We start from the raw sequence: 26,874 nt of genomic DNA on the forward strand, positions 1-26,874 counted from the left end.
GGCGGGTCGCACCTGACAGCAGTTCGCGGCGGCGAAGATCAGCCCGGGCCGCCGAGCGAGAGCTTCGGCACAGCCTTCCAGGCCTTGGTGATCCAGGATTCGCTGTTCACGGCGGGCGCCAGACCCTCAGACTTCAGCAGCGCGTAGGCGCTCTTGTACCACTTCGATTCCGGGAAGTTGTGGCCGAGCACGGCGACGGCGGTCTGCGCCTCGTTGACGACGCCAAGCGCCATGTAGCACTCGGTGAGCCGCAATAGCGCTTCTTCGACGTGGACCGTCGTCTGGTAGTCTGACACGACCGTCTTGAAGCGGTTGATGGCGGCGATGAAGTTCTTGTCCTTCTGGTAGAAGCGGCCGACCTCCATCTCGGATGCAGCGAGGTTGTCCTCGGCAATGCGGATGCGGTTGTCGGCGTCGCGCGCGTAGGTGCTGTCGGGATAGCGCGACTTCAGGATCTTGAGCTGCTCGAGCGCCTTGCGCGTGGCGGTCTGGTCGCGCTCGGACGTCTTCATGTCGTCGAAGTAGGCCGACGCAATGATGTGGTGGGCGAGCGGCGCATCTTTCGTGCCGGGGTGCATGACCGTGTAGCGCTCGGCGGACGCGATGGCTTCCGGAGACTTGCCGGCCTTGTAGTAGGCATAGGCAGCAAGCACGATGGCGCGGCGCGCCTCCGACGAATAAGGGTGCGAGCGGTCGAGGTCTTCGAACTTGCGGGCGGCGGCGTCGAACTTACCCTTGTTCATCAGGGTGTCGGCGTCGGCGTACATTTTTTCGGGTGGATCGGTGTTGAGGATGGAGGTGTCCGACGAGGACGCACAGCCGCCAAGCGCCAGGACCGCTGATCCAATGGCGCACAATGCATAGGCCGCGGCCAACTTCGGCGTCTTGCGCATTCCCTACCCAACTCCCCGAACGACGACACGACTGTCAATCATCACGTGACGCGTTTCGCGTTCCTTAGCACGTTTTACTACAGGTCTGAAGCCAGCACCGCCCCCTCGCGACGCTTGCTCCACGGTAGGTTCACAATGTGGTTGATGTGAGGCCCGCACCGGTATCCGGACTATGCCCCGAGGAGCGAAGCGGCTTTAAAGACAAAGCGTTAGAGGCGCGAGCGCATCACACAGCCAATCACCGTGCGGGTCGGGCCGAACTTCGGAATGAAACGAATTCTTACTCGCCGGCGGCGGCAGCCACTGCGCCGCGCTCGAACACCATCGGGCGGGTGTCGCGGACGCGGGGAGCCTGCACGATGGTCCAGGCCGAGGTATCCTCGAGAAGCTTCTGGAGCACGAGCGAGTTCAGACGGTGTCCACCCTTGACCGAACGGTAGGCGCCGAGGATCGGATGGCCGGACAGGCTGAGATCGCCAACGGCATCGAGCATCTTGTGGCGGACGAATTCCTGGGGATCGCGGAGACCTTCGCGGTTCATGACGCGATCGTCGCCGATGGCGACGGTGTTCGTGAGGTTGGCGCCGAGAGCCAGACCGGCCTTCCAGAGGCGTTCCACGTCGCTCATGAAGCCGAACGTGCGGGCGTTGCAGAGTTCGTTGCGGAAGACGCCGGGGCTCATTTCGAACGCGAGGCGCTGTTTGCCGATGATCGGCGAGGGGAAATCGATTTCGACGTCGAGGTGGAAGCCAGAGTGCGGCGTGAGTTCGCCCCAGCACTCGCCTTCTTCAACACGGACGGGTTTCAGGACCTTGAGGAAGCGGCGCGGAGCAGACAGTTCGCGGATGCCGACTTCATCGATCGCCTCGACGAACGGCTGCGAGCTGCCGTCCATGATCGGCACTTCCTTGCTGTCGATCTCGATGACGCAGTTGTCGATCTGGAGACCGCGGAGGGCGGCGAGAAGGTGCTCGACGGTGGAGACGGTGATACCGTCTTCATTGCCGATGACCGTGCAGAGCGTGAGGTTCTTGACGTTGCAGACTTTGGCAGGAATGTCGGCGGTGACACGGCCGCGCTTGGTAACGAGAAAACGGAGACCGGTATCGGCGGCTGCCGGATGCAGGATGACCGAAACCGGCGCTCCGCTATGAACCCCCGTGCCGTTGACTTTGATATCGCGGGCAATCGTCGTCTGGCGCGCGCCAATGAACCGATTCGACATGCTGAGCCGTCCCTCGATGACTTTTGGCAGACCGTCCCTTAACGGCTTGCCACCCCCGACCGACATTCGATATCTGCTCACCCGAAGTCCCCAGTTTCGTGTCTGCCTGGCTTGCTCTTTAAGGCGAGTCCGTGGGCAGTTGGGCGGAGCAGAAGTAGGACGAACCGGTCGTCATTAAGAAACGATAGACCCCGTCCCGCTGTGGCACAAATCACGCTTTCTTACCGTGTGTTACGGTTTGAACGGCGGGAGCGGAACCTTATCCAGCCAGCCGCAAGCTTCGTCGTCTACTTGCGCCGCTCTCTGAAAAACACAGGCAATTCAGCATCTTGACTGGACTGCGTCGGCTGCGGCGGCGTCTGCGGATATTGTCCGTAGGCGTCGTGATCGCGTGACGGAGCGGCATTGGGCCTTCCATCGTAGGGATATGTTTCAGCCGGCGGCGGCGCGCTAGCGGGCGAATCAGCGGAGCCGCGGACACGACCCGTCAGGCGTTCGAACAATCCAATTCTGCGGCGCGGCTCTGCCTCGCCCTGACGCGCCTGCTGCGGATCGCCGTAACCCTGATCGTGGCCACGTTGCTGGGCATACTCGCCGTGACGCGCCGGGCGGCGAACTTCCGTCGGCGGCTGGGGCGCGAACTGGCCACCCTGAGCGTAATCCGATGCGTAGCCGTGCTGCGGCAGCGGCGGCGGCGCCGAAGCGGCCTGAAGCTGCGGCGGGCCATCCTCGATGCGGACGTTGCCCGGTCCGCGCCACGGCTCACCGGCCATACGCCGTGCGGGATCTCCGGGCAGAGCCGGAGGAACGCCCGGGCGGGGCGCACCATACGAGGCGGTTTGCGGCAGCGGTTGCTGAAGCGCTTCGGTCAGCCGCTGCTGAAGATCATAGGCACCGCCGCGCGTGTCGCGTGGGTCGCGCTGGCGGTCGTAGCCGTAATCGTCCGCGCGGGGCGGCGGCTGGCGCGGCGGCGCGGAATGCTGCGGAGCCGGAGGACGCTGGTTCTGAGACACGCGCGCCCAATCCTCGGCCGGAGCGGGAGGCGCACGCTCGGCTTCGCCGGCGCGGCTCATGCCCGAGGCGACGATCGACACGCGGATGCGATCGCCCAGCGACGGGTCATAAGTTGCGCCAACAATGATGTTGGCTTCCGGATCGACTTCCTGGCGCACGCGGCTGGCGGCCTCGTCGACCTCATAGAGCGTCAAGTCCGGGCCACCTGTGATGGACAAGAGCAGGCCCTTGGCGCCGCGCAGCGAGACATCGTCGAGCAGCGGATTCGAAATGGCTTCCTCGGCGGCGACCGTGGCGCGGCGCTCGCCCGTTGCCTCGCCCGTGCCCATCATCGCCGTTCCCATGCCGCTCATGACGGTGCGGACGTCGGCGAAGTCGAGATTGATCAGGCCTTCCTTGAGGATCAGATCGACGATGCACGCGACGCCTGAATAGAGGACCTGGTCGGCCATGACGAAGGCTTCGGCGAACGTCGTCTTGTCGGATGCGATGCGGAACAGGTTCTGGTTCGGGATGACGATCAGCGTATCGACGACGTGGCGCAGTTCGGCGACGCCGGCTTCCGCGATGCGCATGCGGCGCGCGCCTTCGAACAGGAACGGCTTGGTGACGACGCCGACGGTCAGAATGCCGAGTTCGCGCGCCACGCGCGCAATGACCGACGCCGCGCCGGTGCCCGTGCCGCCGCCCATGCCGGCGGCGATGAACACCATATGCGAGCCCTTGATCTGCTTGCGGATCTCATCCACCGCCTCTTCGGCAGCGGCTTCACCGATCTCGGGGCGCGATCCGGCGCCGAGGCCTTCCGTCAGCTCAACGCCGAGCTGGAGCCGGTGCTCGGTGGCGGCGGTGGCAAGGGCCTGTGCGTCCGTGTTGGCGACGATGAAATCGACGCCGGAGAGGCCGGTCGCGATCATGTTGTTGATGGCGTTGCAGCCCGCTCCGCCGACACCGATGACGGTCAGCTTGGGCTTCAAATCCGAGAAATCAAAACGCTGTCCCGCGTCGCCCATATTGCCCCCGTTCAACGCGGGGGAGGCGTCCGCTGCGCGGCTCCCCGGCAATTCTCACTGAGAACGACGCCGCTGCCCCCCTGGCGAACGATGAGCGCCGCTCAACTAAAATCCTTCCCGAAGCCAGGACCCTACCCGCTTAAGGTAGCTCCCGGCGCCGGCATTCGAACCGCCCAGAACCCTCCGTCCGGCGTGTTCCGGCCGATCCGCGAGCAGAAGCCCGACGACGGTCGAAAACGCGGAACCCGAAAGTGCCGGCGGCAGACCCGATACGGCCTGCGGACCCGCTACGCGAACAGGACGCCCGAGCTCAACCGCGACGTAATCGGCCAAGCCAGTCAGCGCGCTCGTCCCGCCCGTCAACACCAAACAGCGCCCGGCGTATGCCGTCAGCTCGCATGCCTCCAGACGCTGCCGAATATGATCGACGATGGTCCTTACGCGTGGCCGAACAACCTCGGCGAGCTCGGCTTTCGTCAACTGATGCGTGGCGTCCTGCTCTTCTCCGGCTCCCGGATAGGAGAAGACGTCATGCTCATCCGACGGAGCACAAACCACTGTGCCATAAAGCGCTTTGATTCGCTCGGCCTCCGCAAGGGGCGTATGCAACGCCCGGGCAATATCGAAGGTGATCTGGGCGCCGCCGAAGGGCGCGGAGCAGGCGTAGAGGAAGCGGTCCTCGGCGAACATCGCAAGGCTGGTGGTGCCCGCCCCGATGTCGATGGCGGTGACGCCGAGTCGGCGTTCGTCCTCACTTGTAGCTGCGAGAGCGCTGGCCAACGGCGCGGGGACGCAGCTGGCGGGCTCGAGGTAGCAGCGGTTGACCACCATCAGCAGGTTGTGAAGCGGGGCTTCGTCGGCGGAGACGGCGTGCAGGTCGAGCGCAATCTCGCGCGCTGCCATGCCGCGCGGGTCGCGCGAGCCGGGAGCGCCGTCCAGCCGCAGGGCGACCTCGTTCAGATGCACGAGCGAACGCCCGCCCTGTTCGACATATGACTGACCGGCGGCCAGCAGCCGATCGAGATCATCTTCAGATACGAGACCGCTCGTGACATCCGTCTTGGCAGAAAAATTGTGCGACGTGAGGCGGCCGCAGGACACGGAAACATGGACTTCCGCAAGCTCGACGCCGGCCATGCGCTCGGCCTGCGCGACGGCCGCGCGTGCCGCCTGCTCGGCACGGTCGAGATCGATGATGACGCCGCCCTTGACGCCTTCGGCGCGCTGATGGCCGAGCCCCAGAATGCGAATCCCACCACCCAGCGGGCCGCCGGCACCGGGTTCCACGGCGGCGATCAAGCACGCGACCTTGCTGGTGCCAATATCGAGCACGCCGACGATGTGCTTGCGGCCGTTTTTCTTCTTTGCTTTGTCTCGCGTCATGCCTGCACCCGTCTCATGAACCGGTGCCCGGCGCGGAGCCAGGTGCTGCGGGCTGCTTGTCGGGGCGGATGGCCAAACGGCCGGGGCCGCGGAAATCGAGCGTCGTGCGGCCCGCAACGACGAGACGTTTCAGGGCCTCATCGCCGGCAATCGCTTCGAGCGCGCCGACTTCGCCGTCGGCGGGCAGCTCGATTGTCGTCTCGTTGGACAGTTTCAGCCGCCAGCGGCGGTCGGACACGCGCTCGGCCATGGCGAAGCCGGCCGAAATTTCCGGATAGCGCGCGAGCTGCTCCATGAACGAGGCTGCCTCGGCGGCGGCGCCCTCGCCCGCAAAGTGCGGCAGCTTGGGCATCGTGTCACCGCTGACGGCGGCCAGCACGCGTCCAGTTTTGTCGATCAGATAATGGCGGTCGGCGCGCGTCCAGAGCGCGAAGGGCGTGCGTTCGCTGACGCGGATGTCGAGGCGTCCCGGATAGACGCGCGTCAGCTCCGCGGTATCGATCCAGGGCAAGCGCTCGATGCGCGCCTTGACGGCGGCGGTATCGAGGGCTGCGAAGGTTTTGACGTTGGCAAGGTCGAGCGCATCGAAGATCTCGCGGTCGAAGCTGAAGGTGTGCCCCTTGAGCGTGACCTGGTCGATGCCGAACCCGGCGATGCGCGCCAAGCGCTGCATATCCGGCGTGTAGCCGGCGACACGCGCGGCTTCCTCGGCTGCGCCCAGCGTCAGCCCGAGCGCGAGCGCGCCGAGCAGCAGGCGCAGGCGGCTCGGACGCCAAGGGAAGAGCGGCGCCTTGGGCGGGGGCGCATCTTCGAACGGGCTTTCGACCTGGTAAGGGCCCTTGTGGGTCGGGTGATCGTCGGCGGGGATGTCCGTGCTTAGGTCGTGAGGGGTTGAGAGCAGGTCCGCGCTGTGCGCCTGCCTCCGGTTCAACCAGCTCTGACCTACCTGGAGCAACTCGCGTCCTCGACGATCCATCGCGCAAGCTGGCCGAACGACCAGCCTGCAAATCCTGCAAGCTCAGGCACCAGAGACGTTCCGGTCATGCCCGGCTGCGTGTTCAATTCGAGGCAGATCAACTCGCCGGTTCCGCCGGCCGTGTCGTCGAAGCGGAAATCCGCGCGAGACACACCACGACACCCGAGCGAAGCATGGGCCGCCAACGTGTATTTCCGGATCAACTGGTAAACATCCGGTAAAATATTCGCGGGAAGCTCGTGCTTGGAGCCGCCGGGGGCGTATTTGGCCTCGAAATCGTAGAAGGCGAGCCCCTTCAAGGGGACGATCTCGATGACGTCGGTCGCAAAGTCGCCAATGACGGCACAAGTGAGCTCGCGTCCGGCGATGAACCGTTCGACCATGACGATCTGGTCCGGCGGGCCACCGGCGAGAATGGCGTCAACGGGGACTTCGCCGCCGGGCGGCACGATGACCACGCCGACGCTCGAGCCCTCGTCGACCGGCTTCACGACATACGGCGGCGCCATGGCGTGAGCGGACGCCGCGACGGCGCGGGTCACGAGCTTCGCCTCAGCGACCGGAACACCGGCCCCGCTCATGACCGTTTTCGCGTTCTCCTTGTGCATCGCCAGTGCGGACGAGAGCACTCCCGAGTGCGTGTACGGGATGTCCATGGTTTCCAGGATGCCCTGGATGCAGCCGTCCTCGCCGTAGCGGCCGTGCAGCGCATTGAAGCAAACGTCGGGACGGATGGCGTCGAGGCGGGCGGCAACGTCGCGGCCGACATCGAGCGGCGTGACGCGATAGCCTTCGCTCTCGAGCGCCTCGGCGACGGCCGCGCCGGACCTGAGGCTGACGCTGCGCTCGGCGGACAACCCACCCATCAGAACGGCGACATGCTCGAACGTGCGCGCCGGCGGGGTCCCAAGCTTCGACATCAACCCACCATCTCCGCCAGTGCTTCGCCCTCGGCGCGTCCATCAGCAGGACGGCCAAGGCGAATGATTTCCCATTGCAGCGTGATGCCGGACTTTGCCTTCACGCGCGCCCGCACGATTTCGCCCAGGCGCTCGATATCTTCGCCGGTGGCGTTGCGGTCGTTGATCAGGAAGTTGCAGTGCTTCTCGGACACCATCGCGCCGCCGACACGGAAGCCGCGGCATCCGGCGTCGTCGATCAGCTTCCAGGCGCTGTGGCCTTCGGGGTTCTTGAAGGTGGAGCCGCCGGTGCGCTCTTTAATCGGCTGATGCGTCTCGCGGTACTCGGCCACTTCGTCCATGGCGCGCAGGATGTCGGCGGGCTCGCCCGGCGTGCCCTGGTAGAGGGCTTCGGTGAAGATCCAGTCGGCCGAGACGGCGCTGTGGCGATAGGTGAAGCCCATGTCTGCGAGCGACAGCACATGGACATTGCCGTCGGGGTCCACAGCGCGGGCGCCGGCCAGCACGTCCTTGGTTTCAGCGCCATGTGCGCCGGCATTCATGCGCAGCGCGCCGCCGATGGAGCCCGGAATGCCACGGTAAAAGGCGAGGCCTGCGATGCCGGCGTCGGCGGCCGCGCGTGCGACCTTCACATCCGGCACGACGGTGCCGACGCGCAGCCGATGGCCCTCCTCCACCGTGATCCCGGCGAAGCCGCGGCCCAAGCGAATGACGACGCCTTCGACGCCCCCGTCGCGCACAAGAAGGTTAGAGCCGAGTCCGATGACGAACGCTGGCAGGGACTTCGGCTTGTGCTTCAGGAAATAGGCGAGGTCCGCTTCGTCGGCGGGCATGAACAGCACCTGCGCCGGGCCGCCGGCGCGGAACCACGTGATGTCGGCGAGCGGGGCATTGGCGGACAGGCGGCCGCGCAGCTCGGCCATGCTGGCTTTGAGGTCGGCCGTGATGTCGGGGAAGGTCATGAGCCGACCTCCGCCCGCTGTTGGGCGTTGTGCAATCCGCGAGCGTCGCCCGCGCGGAGACTTGCGTAGGTCCCGGCCGTCCATGCGAAGCATGGCTTTGCCATGACCGCCGGGATGAAGTTGAAGTTGTAGCGCGCGGCGTGCCCCCTCTCGACGTCATCCCGACGCAGGTCGGGATCCATGCCAGCTTTCCCGTGCTCAACACAGCGTAGATCGAGATCTACGCCAGCGAGGTGGTCGCGGATGCCGTGTGCTAAGTCGGGCGGGAAGCCGGGGACGCTTCCATCTTCTCGACGTCCCTTCTCCTCCCCCCTTGTGGGGGAGGCCGGGAGGGGGGGAAACGACACGCAGTCGAGGTTGGGATTCCCCCCACCCCTAACCCCTCCCCACAAGGGGGAGGGGGACTGCGGTGCGCTCGTTTCGAAGATCACAGGGCGCTCCCGGCGCGGCGAGGCTCGGAGGCGGCAAGCCATTCGGGAAGGTTGTGGGCCCACTCGGTGGAGTTGCCCGCGCCGAGCACGACCACCATGTCGCCCGGACGGCCGTGGCGGCGAATGAGGCTGATGAGCTCGCGCGGGTCGTCGACCGTCGCCACCGAGCCGTGCCCAGTCGCGCGAATGCCCTCCGCCAGCGAAACCGGATCGATGCCTTCGATGGGCTGCTCGCCGGCGCTGTAGAGCGGCGCGACGATGACGCTGTCGGCGGCGCGGAAGCAGGCCGAGAAGTCGCGGAAAAGATCGCGCACGCGCGTGTACCGATGCGGTTCGACGACGGCGAACACGCGTCCGCGAGCGCCTGCACGCGCGGCTTCGAGGACGGCCGAGATTTCAGCCGGGTGATGGCCATAGTCGTCGAAAATCTGCACGCCGTTCCACGTGCCCGTAAGCTGGAAGCGGCGCTTCACGCCCGAGAACGCGGCAAGGCCGGCGCGGATCGTCTCGTCGTCGAGATCGGCCTCGGTGGCGACGGCGATGGCGGCGAGCGCGTTCAACGCGTTGTGCTGGCCCGGCATCGGCAGCGTCCAGCCGCGCAGCGCGCGGGCGCCGCGCTTCACGCGCGTGCCGAGGTCGGCGTCGATGACAGTCGCGTAGCCTTCACTGCGTACCGAGCGCAGCATGAGATCGGCATCGGGACGCGTGCCATACGTCAGCAGGCGGCGGCCGTCGCGGCGCAGTTGCAGGCGGTCGACCATTTCGCGCACGACCGGATGATCAATGCACGCGACGGCGAGGCCGTAGAACGGGATGTTGCGCAGGAACGCTTCGTACTCGCGATGCATGGCCTCGACGGAGCCGAAGTAGTCGAGATGCTCGGGGTCGATGTTGGTGACGACGCCGATCTCCGTCGGCAAGCGCGTGAACGTGCCGTCGCTCTCGTCGGCTTCGACGATCATCCAGCGGCCCTGGCCAAGACGTGCGTTGGAGCCCCACGCGTTGATGATGCCGCCGGTGATGACCGTCGGATCGAGGCGCGCGGTTTCGAAGATGGTGGCGATGAGCGAGGTGGTGGTGGTCTTGCCGTGCGTGCCGGTGACCGACACCGTGCCGTAGAGGCGCATCAGTTCGGCCAGCATCTCGGCGCGGCGCACCACGGGCAGGCCCTTGGAGCGAGCGGCTTCGAGTTCCGGGTTGTTCTGCTTGACGGCGGTGGAAATGACGACCTGGCGCGCGCCGACGAGGTTCACCCCGTCATGGCCGATGAACACGCGCACGCCTTTCGCGCGAAGACGGCGGACGTTGGCGGACTCCTTCTGGTCGCTGCCCTGGACGCTGTAGCCCTTGGCCAGCAGGATCTCGGCGATGGCGCTCATTCCGATGCCGCCGATCCCGATGATGTGAAACGGCCCGATGTCGCGGGGCATCTGCATGCATGGTGGTCCCTGTTGCTGCCGGCGAGCCTAGCGCCACGCCGGCACATCGTCGGTGTGACGTTTCGTCAAAACTACGACGCGCCGCGCTTTAAGCGTGATGCTTTCCGACCACATCCTCAACGAGATCCGCAAGTTGCCGGACGGCGTCGGCCTGCCCCTGGGCCTTGGCGGCGGCCGCCGCGGACACCAAGGCTGCCGGCTGGTCGAACACCCTGACAAGCTCCGTTGCGAGACGATGCGGCGTCACATGCTTCTGCTCGATACACCAACTGCCCCCCGATTCGGCAAGGCTGGACGCGTTTTCGAGCTGATCACTGTCGAGAGAATGCGGCAAAGGTACGAGGATGGACGGGCGGCCGATGACGGCGAGTTCAGCAACCGACGACGCGCCCGCACGCGCGACGACCAGATGGCTGTCCGCCATCACCTGGGGCAAGTTCTTGAAAAAGGTTGCGATCTCCGCATCGACGCCGGCTGACGACAGCGCCGCGCGAACCGCCACGACATCCTCCTCGCGGGCCTGCAGGACGAGCTTGACGCGCTGGCGCAGGGCCTGCGGAAGCGTTGCCAGCGCGGGCGGGACGGCTTCCGAGAAGAAGCGCGCGCCCTGACTGCCGCCGAATACGAGAAGCCGGATCGGACCGCCATCCTCGATGAGCGGATACGGCGTCTTGGCGGCCTCGATGACGGCATCGCGGACCGGGTTGCCGGTGAAGCGGGCCTTGGCCGCGAGCGGACCGTCGAGAAATTTCGTCTTCCGGAACGACGTTGCGATGGCGGCGGCGGCGCGCGCCAGGGTGCGATTGGCGCGGCCGAGGACAGCGTTCTGCTCGTGGATGATGGCGGGCACGCCGAGCATGCGCGCGGCGACGAGCGGGGGAATGGTGGGATAGCCGCCGAAGCCCACGACGGCGGACGGCTTCTCGGCCCGGATCAGCTTGCGGGCCTTACGCACGCCGCGCAGCAGCGTGAAGCCGGTTCGCGCGAGAGTGACGGGATTGCGCTTGTTGCCGGGCGTTGCCGACGGAATACGATAAACGGCGCGGGCGGGGAAGCCGGTGCCATAGCGGTCGCCGCGCATGTCGGTGACGAGATCGACGGCGTAGCCGCGGCGGCCCAATTCCTCGGCCAACGCGAAGGCGGGAAACAGATGACCGCCGGTGCCGCCGGCCGCAAGCAGGATGGAACGCATCACGGGCATCTCTCGTCACTCGGGTTGGGTATCGCGGATGTGTTGCTCACGGCCGCACGCTCGACAGGTTCGGTTTCAGCCTGGGTTTCCTGAGGCGGTCGGTGTCGGGGCGATGGCGGGTGAGCGCCAGCAGCATGCCGAGCGTGATCGAGATCGCGAGCGTCGACGATCCGCCCGCCGACAGGAACGGCAGCGTCATGCCCTTGGCCGGCAGCAGGCCGACGTTGACGCCCATGTTGATCAGCGCCTGGAAGCCGAACATGAGCGCCAGCCCGACGATGCCGAGGCGCGTGGCCACATCCGGCTCATGTTCCGCATGGCGCAGCGCGCGGATGACGACGAAGGCGAACAGAGCGACGATGGCGAGGCAGGCGAGCGAGCCGAACTCCTCGCCGACGACGGCGAAGATGTAATCGGTGTGCGCATCCGGCAGCGAAGTCTTGATGGTGCCCTCGCCCGGCCCGCGGCCGAGGAAGCCGCCCTCGACGAACGATCTCAGGGCGCGCTCGCCCTGGCCGTATTCGCTCGGTTGCGGGCTGATGAAGCGGTCGATGCGATACGAGACGTGCGGGAAATAGACGTAGGCCGCATAAAGACCGACGGCGCCCGCAACGGCGATGATGGCCGCGCCAGTCAGCGCGAGGCCGGAGACGAACAGCATGGCGGTCCAGACGATGGTCGCGAGCAATGTCTGGCCGACGTCGGGCTGCACGACGAGCAATCCGGCGAAGGCGGCATAGAGCGCCATCGCCAGCGGGAGTGCGGGCATGTCCGGGCGGCGGCGCGCTTCCGCCAGCAGCCAGCCCGAGACGACAACAAAGGCCGGCTTGGCGAATTCCGAGGGCTGCAGCGAATGGCCCTCGATGGAGAGCCAGCGGCGAGCGCCGTTGATCTCCTCGCCGAGGAAGTACACGGCGATGAGGCCCACCATCGCAGCAGCCAGCAACAGCCCCGCGAGGCGGCGTACGGCGGGCGGTTCAAGCAGCGAGACGCCCAGCATGATGACGATGCCGGCAGCTGAGAAGATGACGTGGCGCTCGACGAAATAGTAGGGCGGCAGCCCCTTCTTGAGCGCGACGGCCGGGCTCGCCGCCAGCGACAGCACGAGGCCGGCCGCGACAATGACGATGATCGCGTAGAGCAGCACGTGGTCGACCGTGAACCACCACTCCGCGAGCCGGCTCTTGTCGGCGCGCGAGAATTTCATCGGCCGCCTCGCTGCGCGATCAGGCGGGCGACGAGAGACTTGAACGCATCGCCGCGCACCTCGAAATTCTTGAACTGATCGTACGACGCGCAGGCCGGGGAAAGCAGCACGACGGAGCTGTCGCGACCCTCGTCCAGCGCGGCATTGCCAGCGCGCTCGACCGCGACCTCCAGCGTGCCGCAGCGTTCGAACGGAACGTCAGCGCCGAGCGTCGCGGCGAATTCCTCCGTCGCCTCGCCAATCAGATACGCTTTCGCGACGCGCGTAAAATACGATTTGAGGGTGGTGATGCCGCCCTCTTTCGGCTTGCCGCCGAGGATCCAATGGATGTTACGCTCGAAGGAGGCGAGCGCCTTCTCGGTGCTGTCGGCGTTGGTGGCCTTGCTGTCGTTGATGAACTCGACAGGTCCGAGGCGCGCGGCGATCTCGAGACGGTGCGGCAAGCCCGGAAAGGTGCGGAGCGCGCTCGCGAGACCGACTTGATACCTCACCCCATTGGGCAACGCGCCAACGGCCGCGACGGCCGCAGCCGCGTTCTGCCAGTTGTGACGGCCGCGCAGCGTCGCGATGCCGTCGAGCGGGATCGGAGCCGTCTGCTCGTGGCGATGGGCCCGCTCGTGCAGCGTGCCGTCCAGCGAATAGACGCCGTCCGCGACCGGTTCGCGAACAGAGATGCGGCGGACGTTCGGGCCATCGGTCCGGCGTTCGACATCCTCAGCGATTCTTGCGCACCAATCGTCGTCGATGCCGATGACGGCCGTGCCTTGCGCCGCCTCCACCAGGCGGCGCTTCACTTCGGCGTAGTGCTCGACGGTACCGTGGCGGTCGATGTGGTCGGGCGTGATGTTGAGCAGCACGGCGACGGTGGGCGCGGCGCCCGGTGACAGATCAATTTGAAAGCTCGACAGCTCAAGCACGTGGATGCGGTCTTCGGACGGCGGCCCGAGCGTGAGGACGGCGCGGCCGATATTGCCGCCGAGTTGCACGTCGTTGCCGAGTTCGCGAAGGATGTGCGCGATCAGGGCCGTCGTGGTGGACTTGCCGTTGGTGCCGGTGATCGCGACCACGGGCGAATTCGGGCTCGTCGCGGCGCGCTCCCGGAAGAAAAGTTCGACGTCGCCGATCACCTCGACGCCGGCGGCGCGCGCGCGGAGCACGGTCCAGTGCGGCTCGGGATGTGTCAGCGGCACGCCGGGGGCGAGCACGAGCGCGGCAAAGGCCGACCAATCGGCGGCCGCGAGATCGACCAAGGTCGCGCCCGCATCCGCCGCCGCTTTCCGGCCGGCTTCGCTGTCGTCCCAAGCCGCGACGACCGCCCCGCCCGCTTCGAGCGCGCGCACGGTCGCCAGCCCCGAAGCGCCGAGGCCGAAGACAGCAACCGTCCGGCCGTTGAAAGTCGAAACGCGAATCATGGGCGCTAAAATAGCCTATTCAGCGCAGCTTGAGAGTGGCGAGACCGACGAGCGCCAGGATGACCGCGATGATCCAGAACCGCACGACGACGGTGCTCTCCTGCCAGCCCTTCTGCTCGTAATGATGGTGCAGCGGCGCCATGCGGAAGACCCGCTTGCCGGTGAGCTTGTACGACGTCACCTGGATGATGACCGACAACGTCTCCAGCACGAAGAGCCCGCCGACGATCGCCAGCACGACCTCGTGCTTGGTCGCGACAGCAATTGCGCCGAGCGCGCCGCCCAGCGCCAGGGACCCGGTGTCGCCCATGAAGATCATCGCGGGCGGAGCGTTGAACCACAGGAAGCCAAGGCCCGCCCCGATCAGCGCGCCGCAGATGACGGCCAGTTCGCCCGTACCGGCCACATGATGGATCTGCAGATAGCCCGCAAACTTCACATTGCCGATCAGGTAGGCGATGAGGCCGAAGGTGGCGGCGGCGATCATGACGGGGACGATGGCGAGCCCGTCGAGGCCATCCGTCAGGTTGACGGCATTGCCCGCGCCGACGATCACGACCGCGCCGACGATGATGAACATCCAGCCGAGCTGGATCAGCGCCGTCTTGAAGAACGGCAGCGCCAGCGTGCCGGACAGTTCCGGCGTCGAGAGCATCATGATGACGTAAGCGGCGGCGGCGGCGACGATGAATTCGAGTGCGAGGCGCGCGCGGCCGCCGAAGCCGCTCGACTGCTGCTTCGTAATCTTGAGGTAGTCGTCGTAGAAGCCGATGCCGCCGTAAGCGAGCGTGACGATCAGCACCGTCCAGACGTAGGCATTCGACAGGTCCGACCAGAGCAGCGTCGCGACGGTGACGCTGGCGAGGATCATGAGGCCGCCCATCGTCGGCGTGCCCTTCTTCGAGAAGTGCGATTTCGGGCCGTCTTCGCGGATCGGCTGGCCCTTGCCCTGCTTGACGCGCAAGAGGTCGATGATGCCCGGGCCGAACAGCATCACGAACAGCAGTGCGGTGAAGATGGCGCCGCCGGTGCGGAAGGTAATGTAGCGGAAGACGTTCAGAATGCCGATCTGGTCGCTGAAGCTCACGAGCTCGTACAGCATGTCTTCCCTTCCCCTCGATCGGAGCCCGGACAGCCCCGCTTCCGTTCAACCGGACACAGCCAAGACGGACGATCCGTCACCCCGTCAGGGTTTCAGACCCCATCTTCTGTCTCAGGGTCTCGGCCAGCGGTCCCATCCGGCTGCCGTTCGACCCCTTGAGCATCAGCGCGTCACCGGGCCTCAAAGCGGCCAGCAAAGGCTCAACCAGTCCGTCCGAGCGTTCCGCCCAGCCCCCCTGCATATCCGGCCGGAGGGCCGCGAACAAATGCGCCATATTGGGCCCGCAGGCAAAGACCAAATCGGTGCCGGCCGCTTCGATGGCCTCCTTGATCGACAAATGATGTGATTTTTCATCGGGGCCCAGTTCGAGCATGTCGCCCAGCACCGCGATGCGACGGCGATAGGCGCTGCGCGGGACGGTGCCGAGGACGGCCAGGGCGGCCCGCATGGATGCGGGATTCGCGTTGTATGTCTCGTCGATGATCAGGATACGTCCGCCCGCGATCGCGAGCTCGGAGCGCGATCCGCGGCCAGGGGGCGGGGGAAGCGACGACAGTACGTCGAGCGCCAGCTCGACATCGGCGCCGGCCGCTTGCAGCGCCGCTGCGACGGCCAGCGAATTGAGAGCAATGTGGATGCCGGGGCTTGCCACCCGATAGTGGATCTCACGGCCGCCGATTTCGACGTCGATCGACGTGCCTTCCGATGTCAGTTCCAAAATCTTCGGCCGCACGTCGGCACGCGCGTCCTGCCCGAACGAGACGATGCGGGCGCCGGCAGCCTCGGCATGACGCAGCAAGGTCGCGAAATGCGGATTGTCGCGATTGATGACGGCGGTTCCGCCCGGCTCGAGCCCGGCGAAGATCTCGCCCTTGGCGTCGGCAATGGCGGTCACGTTCGGAAATTGCGCAAGGTGGACAGGCTCGACAGTCGTCACGATGGCGACATGCGGCCGGACCATGCGCGTCAGAGGCGTGATTTCGCCGGCGTGGTTCATGCCGATTTCGAAGACGCCGAAGCGCGTGTCCGCCGGCATGCGCGCGAGCGTCAGCGGGACGCCCCAGTGGTTGTTGAACGACTTGTCGGCAGCGTGGGTGGGCGCGAGCGGCGCGAGGCCGGCGCGCAGCATCTCCTTCGTGCCGGTTTTGCCAGCACTTCCGGTGACGGCGATGACGCGGGCGTCCGGCGAAAGCCGCGCGCGGGCGGCGCGGCCAATCTCTTCCAAACCGCCAAGTGTGTCGCGCACCCGGATCAGAGGGCCATCACTCGGGGCCGCCTCATAACCCTCGGCCACCAATGCGGCCGCGGCGCCGGCCGCGAACGCCTGCGTGACGAAGGCGTGCCCGTCGCGCTGATCCTTGAGCGCCACGAAGAGGTCGCCGGGAGCAAGCGTGCGCGTGTCGATGGAGAGGCCCGTGACGGCCGCGCCGTTGGCACGTTCGGCGCGCCCTCCGGCGGCGCCAACCAGATCGTCGAAGGTCCAAAGAGGTGACGACATCAGTGGAGTTCCTTGGCGATCGGAATTCAAAGGCGGCATGCATGGAGCGGGGCCATGAAGCGGGCCTATCCGCTACGGCCGCGAGAGTGCATCCCTGAGACATTCGTGGTCTGAAAACGGAACGACGGTCTGGCCCACGATCTGGCCCGTTTCGTGGCCTTTGCCGGCCACCACGACGACATCGCCGGGCTGCATCATGCCGACTGCGGCGCGGATCGCTTCGGCGCGGTCGCCGATCTCGCGGGCGCCCTTTGCGCCGGCCAGAATTTCGGCGCGGATGGCCGCTGGGTTCTCCGTGCGCGGATTGTCGTCGGTGACGATGGTGACGTCGGCGCGTGCGGCCGAGATCGCGCCCATGATGGGACGCTTGCCGCGGTCGCGGTCGCCGCCGCAGCCGAATACGGAAATGAGCTTGCCGGACACGAACGGACGCACACCGTCGAGGGCGGCTTCGAGTGCTTCGGGTTTGTGGGCATAGTCGACGACGGCAAGCGCGCCGTTCTTCTCGCCGATGATTTCGAGGCGTCCCTTGACGCCGGTGAGCGTTTCGAGCGCGGGAATGACGACGCTCGCGTCTTCACCAACGGCCAGCGCCAAGCCGACGGCGACCAGCGCATTCGCGACCTGATAGGTGCCGATCAGCGGCAGGCGGATATCGTATATCTTGCCGTCGTGCACGAGCGTCAGTCGCTGCACGAAGCCGTCGCGCACAAGGTTCGTGAGGCGCACGGTCTCTCCGGCCGCGCCGACGCTGACGATACGCAGGCCCCGCCGCCGGGCTACCTCGGCGACGTCGGCTGCACGCGGCGCATCGAGATTGACGATGACGGGCGCGCCGTCCGGCAGCAGGTCCTCGAACAGGCGCATCTTGGCGGCGAAATAGGCTTCCGTCGTCGGATGGTAGTCGAGGTGATCGCGGCCGAGATTGGTGAAGGCGGCAGCGGCGATGCGCACGCCATCGAGGCGATACTGATCGAGGCCGTGCGACGACGCTTCGAACGCCAGGTGCGTGATGCCTTCGCTGGCGAGAGATGCCAGCGTGGCGTGCAGCGTGACCGGATCGGGAGTGGTGAGAGAGCCGTAGACGGCTCCATCCGGCTTCACGACGCCGATGGTGCCGAGCGACGCGGCCTTGCGTCCTGCCGCGGCGAAAAGCTGGCGCGAGAATTCCGCAACCGACGTCTTGCCGCTCGTGCCGGTGACGGCAACCACGGTCTCCGGCTGGCGGCCGTAAAACCGCGCGGCCAATCGCGAAAGCGCGCGCCTCGGTTCCTTTGTCCGCAGCACCGGGATTGCGAGCCCTGCCGGGACATCGGCCTGTTCCGCCACGAGAACGGCGACGGCCCCCTTGGCGGCGGCGTCGGCCACGAACCGCGATCCATCGGCCTTTGTGCCCGCGAGCGCCGCGAACAGCGTGCCGGGCCCGACCTGACGGCTGTCCGCCGAGAGGCCGGTCACGTCGATCGCATCCAGGCCGGAGGCCGGAGAGGCTATGTCCAAATCTGCAATGAGGGAGGATAGACGCATGATGTCTCGGCCGCGGCTGAAGACCTCGATGCTTCTAGGGTCGTGCGGGCGCGGCGTCAAACGCGGCGGAGGTGATTGTCGAATTCGGTGCCGGAGAAGGTGAGCAAATCCGCAGGAACGCCGCCGTCGTGGCCGAGACGCACGACGCCCTTGCCGGTGCTCATGGCGAACTCCGCCCTGCCGGCCGGCACGACGCCGCTGCTGTCGTCGATGGCGATCTCGCGGACGATCTTGCCCGTCTCCGTATCGGCATAGATGACGCGGTCGGCGCGTGGCGCGGTGGCGGCCAGATAGCGGCCGTCCGCACTTAGGGCAACCGCGCCGATGTAGCCCCGCAGCGCCACGCCCGGCGCCTCAGCCGCGTCAAGCAGGCGGACATTTTTGTCGAGGCTGACGCAGCCGATGAGAGCCGGGGCTTCCTCCATCGCGCCCTGCCACTGTCCACCGAACCAGACGTCGCCGCGCGGCGTCTCGGCGAGGTGGCGCAGGGACAGCTGGTTGAGTTCGCCGGACAGGCCATGGCGCACTTTGAGGGTGCCGGTGGCAAGATCGATGAAGGAGATATTCGGCTCCATGACGCCGATGCCGATGCTCTCGCGGCCTGTCGCGAGATCGTTGCCGAAGCCGCCGTTGGCGACCGCCAGCGTCTTGCCATCGGCCAGGACGATCGCCTCGTGCGGGCCGACGCCATAGGACGGGAATTCGCCGACGCGCCGCCAGCCGCCGGTTGCCTCGTAAACGCCGATGACGCCGTCTCCGGTATCGGCATCATGCTCGGTCGCGTAGATCAGGCGGCCGTCGCGCGCGAAAACGCCATGGCCATAGAAGTGCCGGTTCGGCGGCGGAGCAAACAGGCTGGGCTCGCGCGAGCCGTCAACGTCGAAGGCGAGCGCAAAGGCGCCGGGACGGCGGGCGAAGACGACGGCGCGGCGGAAGACGGGATCGACAGCGATGTCATGGCCGCGCTCTTTAATGGGGATCTCGCGCAGGACGCGGCCGTCCTCGGCGAAGATGACGACGCCATAAGCGTTGTCCGGAAAGCGCGCGGCGGAAATGTAAACCGGGCGGGCGGACGCCTCAGCGCCCCATGCCTCGTCACCGCCAAATGCGCGCGGGAGCGCCAACAGCGCGAGTGCCCCCGTCATCAGACCTCGGCGGTCAATCTCCATCGAGCTCGTTGAACCCCATATCGATCTCGGCATTCGCCGCCAGCTCGCGGACGACGATCGAGCGAATGCCGCCGATGTCGAAGCGCATCTTGCGCAAGGCGTGCAAGTGCGCCTCCGAGCCGCGCTCCTTCAAGCGTAAAGCATCGAGGGTGGCTGCGTCGGCGAGGAGGCTCGTCCAGGCGCGCGGCAGGAACTCGGCCATCCAGGGCTTGTCGGCCGGAACGTAGGCCGCGAGGCCGGTGGCGTCGAACAGCTCATGCAAGCCGGTAAGCGAGGCGCTGAGGTAGGCGCCCATCAGTTCGGCGCGGTCGAACGGCAGGCGCGCACGTTTCGGCGGGTCGGCGGCGAGCGCGGTCAGTTCCGGCATGAGGAAGCGGTCGCGGCAGAGCTCGAGCCCGGTCGCCAGCGCTTTGACGACATCGCGGGCGGTCTCGGACGCATCCTTATAAAGCGGGTTGTCGGATCCGGCGGCCACCATCTTCAGGCGGAAGCCGTCTGCGGCTGTCCACTCGTCCGCCATTTCGCGCGCGATTGTCGCCAAGTTGTCGGCGATGGCGCGCGCGAGCCCGCAACGATAGACGGCTGTCTCGTCGCTTCCCGCGACGAGGAGTGGGGCCTTGTCGTCATAGAGAAGGATTTCGAGCGCGGTGAGGCCCTGGACGGCGACGCTCTGAGACGCGAGCGCACCAGGCGCGATCACGTCCGGCTTGCGCGCGGCCACGATGGCTCCGAGCTGGCGTTGGGCGGTGGCGCGCGGATCGGGCCAGAACAGGATCCGTTCGAGGCGATGCGCGCGCGTCACGGGTCCGAAGCGGACGAAATCGAGCGAGCCCCAGGCGCGGACCGTATCTGCGAACGCAGCCGTTGCCGCCTGGCGCGACGGCGCATCGCCGCCTGCACTGCAGACCGCGCTGGTGGCATCGGCCAACTTTGCGGTGGCCGTCTTGAAGGTCTCGACGTGGGGGACGATGAACTGGTCGATGGCGTCCACGACCAGCGTGGCGTGGCTCTTGCGGACGGGAAGCGCGTGGGCGGGCGCTGCGGCCGAAATCGCAACAAGCAATCCGGAGGCGGCAACCGCGACCGATCTCCGTAGCCAATGTGATGTCACGCGACGGCTCCTGGGCAGACAGCGCCGTGTTCTAGGCTAGCCGCGCCCTTCGCGGAAGAGGCTAAGCGCCAGCGTGCCGGCCGCATTACTTACTTGTAAGAGACGGTCACTCGCAGAGGGCGGGGTCGCCCGCAGGCACGGGCTGCTTGCCGAGCTGGAGCTGGATGCGCGACAGGCGCTCGCGCGTCGAGACGCTGAGATACGGGCAGACGAGGCCGCGCCGTTCGAGATCTTCGAGCTTGGCGTAAATGACGTCGACGGCGAGCGGGGCGCAGCCGCAGCACTGCATGCGCTTCTGCATGTGCCGGTAGACGACGCCCGGCGTCGGGATCGGGGCTTCCGGCTGGTTGAGGATGTCGAGCAGAGCAAGCTCGATGTCGAAATCCGATACTGACTGACAAGAGCAAACGATCATGTTCTGTTTCCTGCCGCCCTACTGCCGCGCCGAAGCTTGGGCCTGCGACGCATACGCGGCGGCATTGACGATGAGACCCGGCGACAACACCTGGTCGAGACCGCGCATGGTGAGCGCGAACGTTTCGGCGTGATGGACGACTTCGTCGATCAGCGAGCTTTCGATCAGTGCGAACGCGCAGGCGCGCATAGCTGGGCACGTATTGTGCTGGCAGGCCGCGATCATCGAGACGGCAAGGCATTCGTCGCGGCAGAAGCGGGCGCAGTCCGTGGGGGACACCTCGATCTCGCGACGGGCGGCGGCGCTGACCGCGCGCACCCAGGCCGAAAGTTCGGAAACGGCCGTGCGCGCTGCATTGGGGCCGAGCGCTTGCGAATAGATGCGCCACGCGTCTTCCCAGCGATCGATGTCGCCGGACTTGTAGCCGGCGACCCAATGGCGGAAGCCGAGGCCGATCAACCGCTCCGCGCCCAGTGCGCCGGACAGCGCCTGGGAGTCGGCCGCGACCGCGGGGTGGATGTGGAGGCTAGAGCGCCGCATGGCGAGCCTCCAATACGAGGAAAGCCGCGGCGGAACATGAAGACGGAGATGCGCTTGCGAATGCGCCTGCACGACATGCGTGCGTCACCCCGTGAGGGTGGAGAAACAGTCCCATCGAACGTGCCTTCCTATTGTCGGGGTTCAAGGCCCCGAAAAGGATTCTTCGGTGTCGGTCAGCGCAACGGCTGAACGGGACGTAAGCAATCTGTTTCCAGCTCGCGAGTCAAGGGCGAGCACTATCACTTTAGTTGTTTGAAATCGTTCAAATCTTTCTTTTGAAGAATTCAAAAGTACGGATTTCAATTTCAGCGGCGATCGGCGGAGGCGGGCGCGCTTCGGCGAGCAACGTCGCTGCCGGCGGTTACGGCCTTGGTTCGGCGCGTGTTAGCGGGCTTTTCCTTACGCTGGACCTTGATCATCTGCTCGAGCGTGTGTTCGTCGAGAACGCTGATGAAGGCGTCGAGCGCGTTGTCGAACAGTTGATCGAGCGCGGCGAGCTGGCCTTCCGCGACCGAATGTCCGCTCTCCTGGCGTTCGATTTCGAGATTGAGAAGCTCCATCGCGCGGACGACGTCACCGATGCGAATGTCTGCTGCGGGCTTGGCAAGCTGCACACCGCCATGACGGCCACGCGTGGCCTTGATAAAGCCGGCGCGCGAGAGCAAATGCACGATCTTGAAGGTGTTCTGAAGCGTGATGTCCCGGCGATCGGAGATCTCCGCGACCTTCACGAGGTTCGGGGTCGCCACCGCGCAGTCGAGCAGAATGCGTATCGCGTAGTTCGTGGTCTTGCTTAAGCGCATTGTCTATCCAGCTCTTCGTTCGTGGGGATTCGCCACAGGTCCCATCATAGTCAGACCATCACGTTCAATCTAGACTAATTCCAAAGTGGTGAATAGTGCAATTGTTGACTGCATGCGTCAATAAGACTAGACGGTTCGACCTCGCTTGCCAACCTCGAGGAGTTTCGATGACCCGGTTCCGCAAGGCATTTGCCTTCGCCGCGATCTCGCTGGCTGCGACGGCGCCCACCGCCCGGGCCGAAGCCCCCAAGGCGCAGGACGTTCTGGTCAATTATTCGAATATTGCCGAGGCCACGTATGGAGATAGCCTCACGACCGCGCGCGCGCTCAAGGCGGCGATCGACACGCTCCTGAAAACCCCGACCGCAGACACGCTGGCGGCCGCGCGGAAAGCCTGGATCGCCGCCCGCGTGCCCTACATGCAGACGGAAGCGTTCCGTTTTGGCAATCCCGTCGTCGACGGCTGGGAAGGGCGGGTCAACTCCTGGCCGCTGGACGAAGGGCTGATCGATTACGTGTCGGAAGCCTACGGCGGGGACAATCCGGAGAACGAATTCTACGCCGCCGATGTGATCGCGAACCCGCACTTGAAGATTGGCGGACAGACGGTCGACGCCTCGAAAATCACGCCGGGCCTCATCCGCGATACGTTGCACGAGGCGGGCGGCGTCGAAGCGAATGTCGCGAGCGGCTACCACGCCATCGAATTCCTGCTGTGGGGCCAGGATCTGCACGGCACCGAAGCCGGCGCCGGAGAGCGCCCCGCAACCGACTACGATCTCAAAGCCTGCACGAACGGAAATTGCGACCGCCGCGCCGCCTATCTCACAGCCGCCACCGATTTGCTGATCGAGGATCTTGCGTGGATGACGGCGCAGTGGGGCGCCAAGGGCGAAGCCCGCGGCTTCATCATGAAGGACGATAAGGCGGGACTGACAGCGGCGTTTACCGGGCTCGGCAGCCTCTCCTATGGCGAGCTGGCTGGCGAGCGCATGAAGCTCGGCCTCATCATCCACGATCCCGAGGAAGAGCACGACTGCTTCTCCGACAACACGCACAATTCGCATCGTGGCGACGTGATCGGCATCCGCAACGTCTATCTGGGACGCTATACACGGACGGACGGCAGCACCGTTTCGGGGCCGAGCGTATCGGATCTGGTGCGCGACAAATCACCCGACATCGACGCGCGCGTGCGGGCGGCACTCGATTTTACCGTTGGGAAAATGGACGCGATGGTCGCGCGCGCCGAGACCGTCGAAGCCTACGATCAGATGATCGGCCCGAACAATCCCGACGGAAATGCCGTGGTGCAGGCGGGCATCGATGCGCTGGTCGCGCAGACGAAAGAGCTCGAGCGCGCCATCACCGTGCTGAACCTCAAGGACATCAAGTTCGAAGGGTCGGACAGCCTCGACCAGCCCGACAAGGTGGGCGGCGGCGGGAACTGACGGACCGGGTTGCGGCCGTTTCGTTTACAGACCGGCCTGCGGCCTCTGGACCGGGCAGCTTTTCCAGACCGGCGTTCATGGTATGGAAACCCGCCGTATGGAAATCCGCCCCCGGCACGTCTCTGCAACAGGATCGGCTCGGAAGTCTCATGCGCCGCGCTTTCGGACCGACTTTGACGCTTTCTGCCTTCGCGGCCCTCGTGCCGCTGCTGGCGGGCGCGGCGACGCTCGTCGCCCAGTCGGCGACGCAGGCGCCGCATCATCCTGCGACGCTTGAAGCGGGCGAAGAGCTGCCGGGCGGGGCGGCCACGTCGCGCAACAGCGTGACGGACCGGGATGCGTTCTCCCATTTCTCGACCAAAATCGGCTTCGAAGGTCAATCGAAGTTCAGCGTCGGCAACGCGATTTTCCGCAAGCTGTGGGTCGCCGCCCCGTCGTCGACGAAGGCATCGGACGGATTGGGGCCGCTCTATAATGCGCGCGGCTGCCAGAACTGCCATCTCAAGGACGGGCGGGGGCGTCCGCCGCTGGCCAACTGGCCGGGCGAGACAGCCGTCTCCATGTTTCTGCGCCTATCCATTCCTCCGGAGACCGAGGAGGAAAAGCGCCTGATCGACGAGCGGCGCGTGCTCAGCATTTCCGATCCCGTCTACGGCGGGCAGCTCCAGAACATCGCGGTTCAGGGGCATGCCGGCGAAGGACATATGCACATCACCTATTCCGACGTGCCGGTGACGCTGGCCGGGGGCGAGGTGGTGGTCTTGCGCAAACCGGCCTATTCGATCACCAACCTCGGCTATGGACCGCTGCATCCGAAGATCATGATGTCGCCGCGCATCGCGCCGCCGATGATCGGGCTCGGGCTGGTCGAGGCGATCCCCGAGGCGGACATTCGCGCCAAGGCCGATCCTGGCGACGCGGACAAGGACGGCATTTCGGGACGGACCAACGAGGTGTGGTCGCTGCGAGACAAAGCCGTCCGCCTGGGCCGCTTCGGCTGGAAGGCGGGCGAGCCGAGCGTCATGGACCAGAGCGCCGCGGCGGCGGCAGGAGATATCGGGCTTTCGAACCCGCTCGTGCCACAGGCGGCCGGCGACTGCACGCAGGCTCAGACGCTGTGCCAGAACGCGCCGAACGGAAATTCCGAGCAGGCCGGTGGCTTCGAGCTGCCGCAGGAACTGCTCGATCTCGTAGTCTTCTATTCGCAGAACCTCGCCGTACCGGCGCGGCGCGGGGCCGGCGACGCGACCGTTCTCCAAGGCAAGGCGCTGTTTCACGCGGCGGGGTGCGCGGCCTGCCACCAGCCCTCGCATACGACCGGGACCATTCCCGAGCAGCCCCATCTCAGCAAGCAGCTGATCTGGCCGTACAGCGATTTCCTGCTGCACGACATGGGCGATGGGCTCGCGGACGGACGGCCCGAAGGTCTGGCCGACGGGCGGGAATGGCGCACCGCGCCGCTGTGGGGCGTGGGGCTCACCCAAATTGTGAGCGGGCACACGTTCCTGCTGCACGACGGCCGCGCCCGCAATGTCGAGGAAGCGATCCTCTGGCACGGCGGCGAAGCGCAGGCGGCGCGCGACGCCTACGCCGCGCTCTCGCCTGAGGAACGTGCGGCGCTGCTGGCGTTCGTCAATTCGCTGTAGGACGTCCGTCGTTTCAGCGTCACGCGCTTCCGGGCGGTTTCCAGCCATAGAGCCAATCGAAACGGCCCATGAAGCGCTCGGGCGTGATGCGGGCAAGCGCGTAGTTGCGCGCGGCGGCGAGCGGCCCGGCCAGATGATAGATCCGCCCGTTCATGCGCGAAGCACGCGCGACGCGGCCGACGCGAGCACGGCGCTGCTTCTCGTAAGACTTGAACGCGCGCGCGGGATCGCCGGGGTGGGCCGCTAGCGCGTTCGCAATGACCACGGCATCTTCCAGCGCCATCACGCCGCCTTGGGCCAGGAAGGGGAGGACGGGATGGGCGGCGTCGCCCAGCAGCGCCGTGCGGCCAACGGCGAATTTCGGACGCTTAGGGAGCGCCAGCAACGGCCAGCTCCGCCATTGCTCCGGCCGCGCCAGCAAATCCCGGAGCGGCGGCGCAAAACCCTGCGTTCGCGCGGCGATCCAGGACCGGTCGCGCGGCGTGCTCCAGTCGTTGGCGATGCGCGTGTCATTGAAAATGGCGACGATCGCCACCGCGTGCCCTGAGCTGACCGGATAGTGGACGACGTGAACATCCGGGCCGAGCCAGAGATGGACCTCCGTCCGGTGCAGGGCCTCAGGCACATCGTCGATGGGAATGACCGTGCGCGCGGCCGTCTTGCCCGTGAAATTCGGAAGCCCGCCGCCGAACGTGCGCAGGCGCAACGCGGACCAGGCTCCGTCGGCGGCGATGAGCGCTTCGCCACTCACGAGTTCGCCGTCCGGACCTTGCGCAAAAACGCGCTTCTCCTTGTCCCTCACGACGCCGACGCCGAAGCCCATCTTGATCGTGATGAGCGGCTCGCGCTCGGCGGCCGAATAAAGGGCCGAGTGGACGTCGCGGCGATGCGCTACCCAATACGGCGCTCCGTGCCGGCTGGCCATCCAGCGGCCGAGCGGGAACGTGGCAAGTTCGCTCGCGTTGGCGGCGTCGAGCACGCGAAGGGCATCCGGCGTCATGGCGCGGGCGCGCAGAAACGGCGCGGCGCCGAGTTGTTCGAGGATGCGGGTTCCGTTGGGGCCGATCTGGATGCCGGCGCCGTCGTCGCCGAAAACCCATCGCCGTTCGAGCACGGTGGATGCAATGCCCCGCTTCGACAGCGCGAGCGCGGTGGCGAGGCCGCCGATGCCACCACCGGCGATCAAGACGCCGTCGAGCGCAGCGGCGTCGCGCGTTTCGAGCTGATCGAGCGGCTCAGACGTCATGACCGCCCTCAAACGTGCTCAGGCCGTCACGCCGCCCGCCACACCCGACACCAGGCAATCCCGGGGATCGCTTTCGCCTTCGGTGAGGCGGGGATCGTGAACAAAGAGCGTCGAGCAATACGGGCACAGAATCTGGCTGTCGGCGCCCATGTCGAGGAACACGTGCGGGTGATCGAAGGGGGCGCGGGCGCCCATGCACTGCAATTCCCTGACGCCGACGAAGATCTTCTCGGCGCCGAGATCGTTTGCGAAATGCGGGGTTGCGCTCTTGGCCATGGGATCGGAGGTCTCGCGACGGT

At 66.3% G+C, this 26,874-nt stretch carries 23 protein-coding genes; 2 read left to right on the forward strand and 21 right to left on the reverse strand.

Going from position 1 to position 26,874, the window contains the following annotated elements:
- Positions 1–38: 38 nt before the first annotated feature.
- The 19 genes from ACTIFK_RS01345 to ACTIFK_RS01435 form a co-directional block, all read right to left on the reverse strand.
- Positions 39–893, reverse strand: a complete 855-nt coding sequence (locus tag ACTIFK_RS01345; protein WP_439541235.1) for an outer membrane protein assembly factor BamD — start codon at positions 891–893, stop codon at positions 39–41.
- Between the two features lie 280 nt (positions 894–1,173).
- Entirely contained in the window at positions 1,174–2,118 is a 945-nt protein-coding gene (gene lpxC / locus ACTIFK_RS01350) for a UDP-3-O-acyl-N-acetylglucosamine deacetylase (RefSeq protein ID WP_439541236.1), read from the reverse strand.
- 287 nt (positions 2,119–2,405) lie between these two features.
- Complete coding sequence (gene ftsZ / locus ACTIFK_RS01355; RefSeq protein ID WP_439541237.1) at positions 2,406–4,145, reverse strand: cell division protein FtsZ; 1,740 nt, start codon at positions 4,143–4,145, stop codon at positions 2,406–2,408.
- Positions 4,146–4,250: 105 nt separating this feature from the next.
- The gene (gene ftsA, locus ACTIFK_RS01360; RefSeq protein WP_439541238.1) at positions 4,251–5,528 is read right to left on the reverse strand and encodes a cell division protein FtsA; all 1,278 of its coding nucleotides are present in this window, start codon (positions 5,526–5,528) and stop codon (positions 4,251–4,253) included.
- A 13-nt stretch (positions 5,529–5,541) separates the two neighbouring features.
- Complete coding sequence (locus ACTIFK_RS01365; protein ID WP_439541239.1) at positions 5,542–6,483, reverse strand: cell division protein FtsQ/DivIB; 942 nt, start codon at positions 6,481–6,483, stop codon at positions 5,542–5,544.
- Positions 6,471–7,424: a D-alanine--D-alanine ligase gene (locus ACTIFK_RS01370; RefSeq protein WP_439541240.1), complete on the reverse strand. Its 954-nt coding sequence runs from the start codon at positions 7,422–7,424 to the stop codon at positions 6,471–6,473. Before ACTIFK_RS01370 ends, ACTIFK_RS01365 begins: the two co-directional genes overlap by 13 nt.
- The gene (murB, locus tag ACTIFK_RS01375; protein ID WP_439541241.1) at positions 7,424–8,386 is read right to left on the reverse strand and encodes a UDP-N-acetylmuramate dehydrogenase; all 963 of its coding nucleotides are present in this window, start codon (positions 8,384–8,386) and stop codon (positions 7,424–7,426) included. The genes ACTIFK_RS01370 and murB overlap by 1 nt, the downstream gene beginning before the upstream one ends.
- A 427-nt stretch (positions 8,387–8,813) precedes the next feature.
- On the reverse strand, positions 8,814–10,253 hold the full coding sequence (gene murC / locus ACTIFK_RS01380) for a UDP-N-acetylmuramate--L-alanine ligase (RefSeq protein ID WP_439541242.1): 1,440 nt from the start codon (positions 10,251–10,253) through the stop codon (positions 8,814–8,816).
- Positions 10,254–10,344: 91 nt separating this feature from the next.
- Positions 10,345–11,457: an undecaprenyldiphospho-muramoylpentapeptide beta-N-acetylglucosaminyltransferase gene (murG, locus tag ACTIFK_RS01385; protein WP_439541243.1), complete on the reverse strand. Its 1,113-nt coding sequence runs from the start codon at positions 11,455–11,457 to the stop codon at positions 10,345–10,347.
- A gap of 37 nt (positions 11,458–11,494) precedes the next feature.
- Positions 11,495–12,655 (reverse strand): FtsW/RodA/SpoVE family cell cycle protein, encoded by a 1,161-nt coding sequence (locus ACTIFK_RS01390; RefSeq protein ID WP_439541244.1) that lies wholly within the window; start codon positions 12,653–12,655, stop codon positions 11,495–11,497.
- The gene (murD, locus tag ACTIFK_RS01395) at positions 12,652–14,067 is read right to left on the reverse strand and encodes a UDP-N-acetylmuramoyl-L-alanine--D-glutamate ligase (RefSeq protein ID WP_439541245.1); all 1,416 of its coding nucleotides are present in this window, start codon (positions 14,065–14,067) and stop codon (positions 12,652–12,654) included. Before murD ends, ACTIFK_RS01390 begins: the two co-directional genes overlap by 4 nt.
- A gap of 19 nt (positions 14,068–14,086) precedes the next feature.
- The gene (mraY, locus tag ACTIFK_RS01400) at positions 14,087–15,169 is read right to left on the reverse strand and encodes a phospho-N-acetylmuramoyl-pentapeptide-transferase (protein WP_439541246.1); all 1,083 of its coding nucleotides are present in this window, start codon (positions 15,167–15,169) and stop codon (positions 14,087–14,089) included.
- Between the two features lie 76 nt (positions 15,170–15,245).
- On the reverse strand, positions 15,246–16,667 hold the full coding sequence (locus ACTIFK_RS01405) for a UDP-N-acetylmuramoylalanyl-D-glutamyl-2,6-diaminopimelate--D-alanyl-D-alanine ligase (protein ID WP_439541247.1): 1,422 nt from the start codon (positions 16,665–16,667) through the stop codon (positions 15,246–15,248).
- Between the two features lie 72 nt (positions 16,668–16,739).
- Positions 16,740–18,194 carry a UDP-N-acetylmuramoyl-L-alanyl-D-glutamate--2,6-diaminopimelate ligase gene (locus tag ACTIFK_RS01410; RefSeq protein ID WP_439541248.1) on the reverse strand — a complete coding sequence of 485 codons (1,455 nt, stop codon included), beginning with the start codon at positions 18,192–18,194 and terminating at the stop codon, positions 16,740–16,742.
- Between the two features lie 56 nt (positions 18,195–18,250).
- Positions 18,251–19,339: a DUF1513 domain-containing protein gene (locus tag ACTIFK_RS01415; RefSeq protein WP_439541249.1), complete on the reverse strand. Its 1,089-nt coding sequence runs from the start codon at positions 19,337–19,339 to the stop codon at positions 18,251–18,253.
- Positions 19,340–19,352: 13 nt separating this feature from the next.
- Positions 19,353–20,474, reverse strand: a complete 1,122-nt coding sequence (locus ACTIFK_RS01420) for an imelysin family protein (RefSeq protein WP_439541250.1) — start codon at positions 20,472–20,474, stop codon at positions 19,353–19,355.
- Positions 20,475–20,580: 106 nt separating this feature from the next.
- Positions 20,581–20,889 (reverse strand): (2Fe-2S)-binding protein, encoded by a 309-nt coding sequence (locus ACTIFK_RS01425; protein ID WP_439541251.1) that lies wholly within the window; start codon positions 20,887–20,889, stop codon positions 20,581–20,583.
- Between the two features lie 18 nt (positions 20,890–20,907).
- On the reverse strand, positions 20,908–21,429 hold the full coding sequence (locus ACTIFK_RS01430; RefSeq protein ID WP_439541252.1) for a hypothetical protein: 522 nt from the start codon (positions 21,427–21,429) through the stop codon (positions 20,908–20,910).
- A 305-nt stretch (positions 21,430–21,734) separates the two neighbouring features.
- The gene (locus ACTIFK_RS01435) at positions 21,735–22,232 is read right to left on the reverse strand and encodes an RrF2 family transcriptional regulator (RefSeq protein ID WP_439541253.1); all 498 of its coding nucleotides are present in this window, start codon (positions 22,230–22,232) and stop codon (positions 21,735–21,737) included.
- A 167-nt stretch (positions 22,233–22,399) separates the two neighbouring features.
- On the opposite strand from ACTIFK_RS01435, the gene ACTIFK_RS01440 reads away from it, so the two are divergent.
- Both ACTIFK_RS01440 and ACTIFK_RS01445 read left to right on the forward strand, forming a co-directional pair.
- Entirely contained in the window at positions 22,400–23,683 is a 1,284-nt protein-coding gene (locus ACTIFK_RS01440; protein WP_439541254.1) for an imelysin family protein, read from the forward strand.
- 149 nt (positions 23,684–23,832) lie between these two features.
- Entirely contained in the window at positions 23,833–25,329 is a 1,497-nt protein-coding gene (locus ACTIFK_RS01445; protein ID WP_439541255.1) for a di-heme oxidoreductase family protein, read from the forward strand.
- Between the two features lie 19 nt (positions 25,330–25,348).
- On the opposite strand, the gene ACTIFK_RS01450 is transcribed toward ACTIFK_RS01445, so the two are convergent.
- Positions 25,349–26,575, reverse strand: a complete 1,227-nt coding sequence (locus tag ACTIFK_RS01450; protein WP_439541256.1) for an FAD-dependent monooxygenase — start codon at positions 26,573–26,575, stop codon at positions 25,349–25,351.
- Between the two features lie 18 nt (positions 26,576–26,593).
- Positions 26,594–26,851 (reverse strand): zinc-finger domain-containing protein, encoded by a 258-nt coding sequence (locus ACTIFK_RS01455; protein ID WP_439541257.1) that lies wholly within the window; start codon positions 26,849–26,851, stop codon positions 26,594–26,596.
- Positions 26,852–26,874: the final 23 nt, after the last annotated feature.

The organism is Hyphomicrobium sp. (genome assembly GCF_051860585.1).
Classification (GTDB): Bacteria; Pseudomonadota; Alphaproteobacteria; order Rhizobiales; family Hyphomicrobiaceae; genus Hyphomicrobium_C.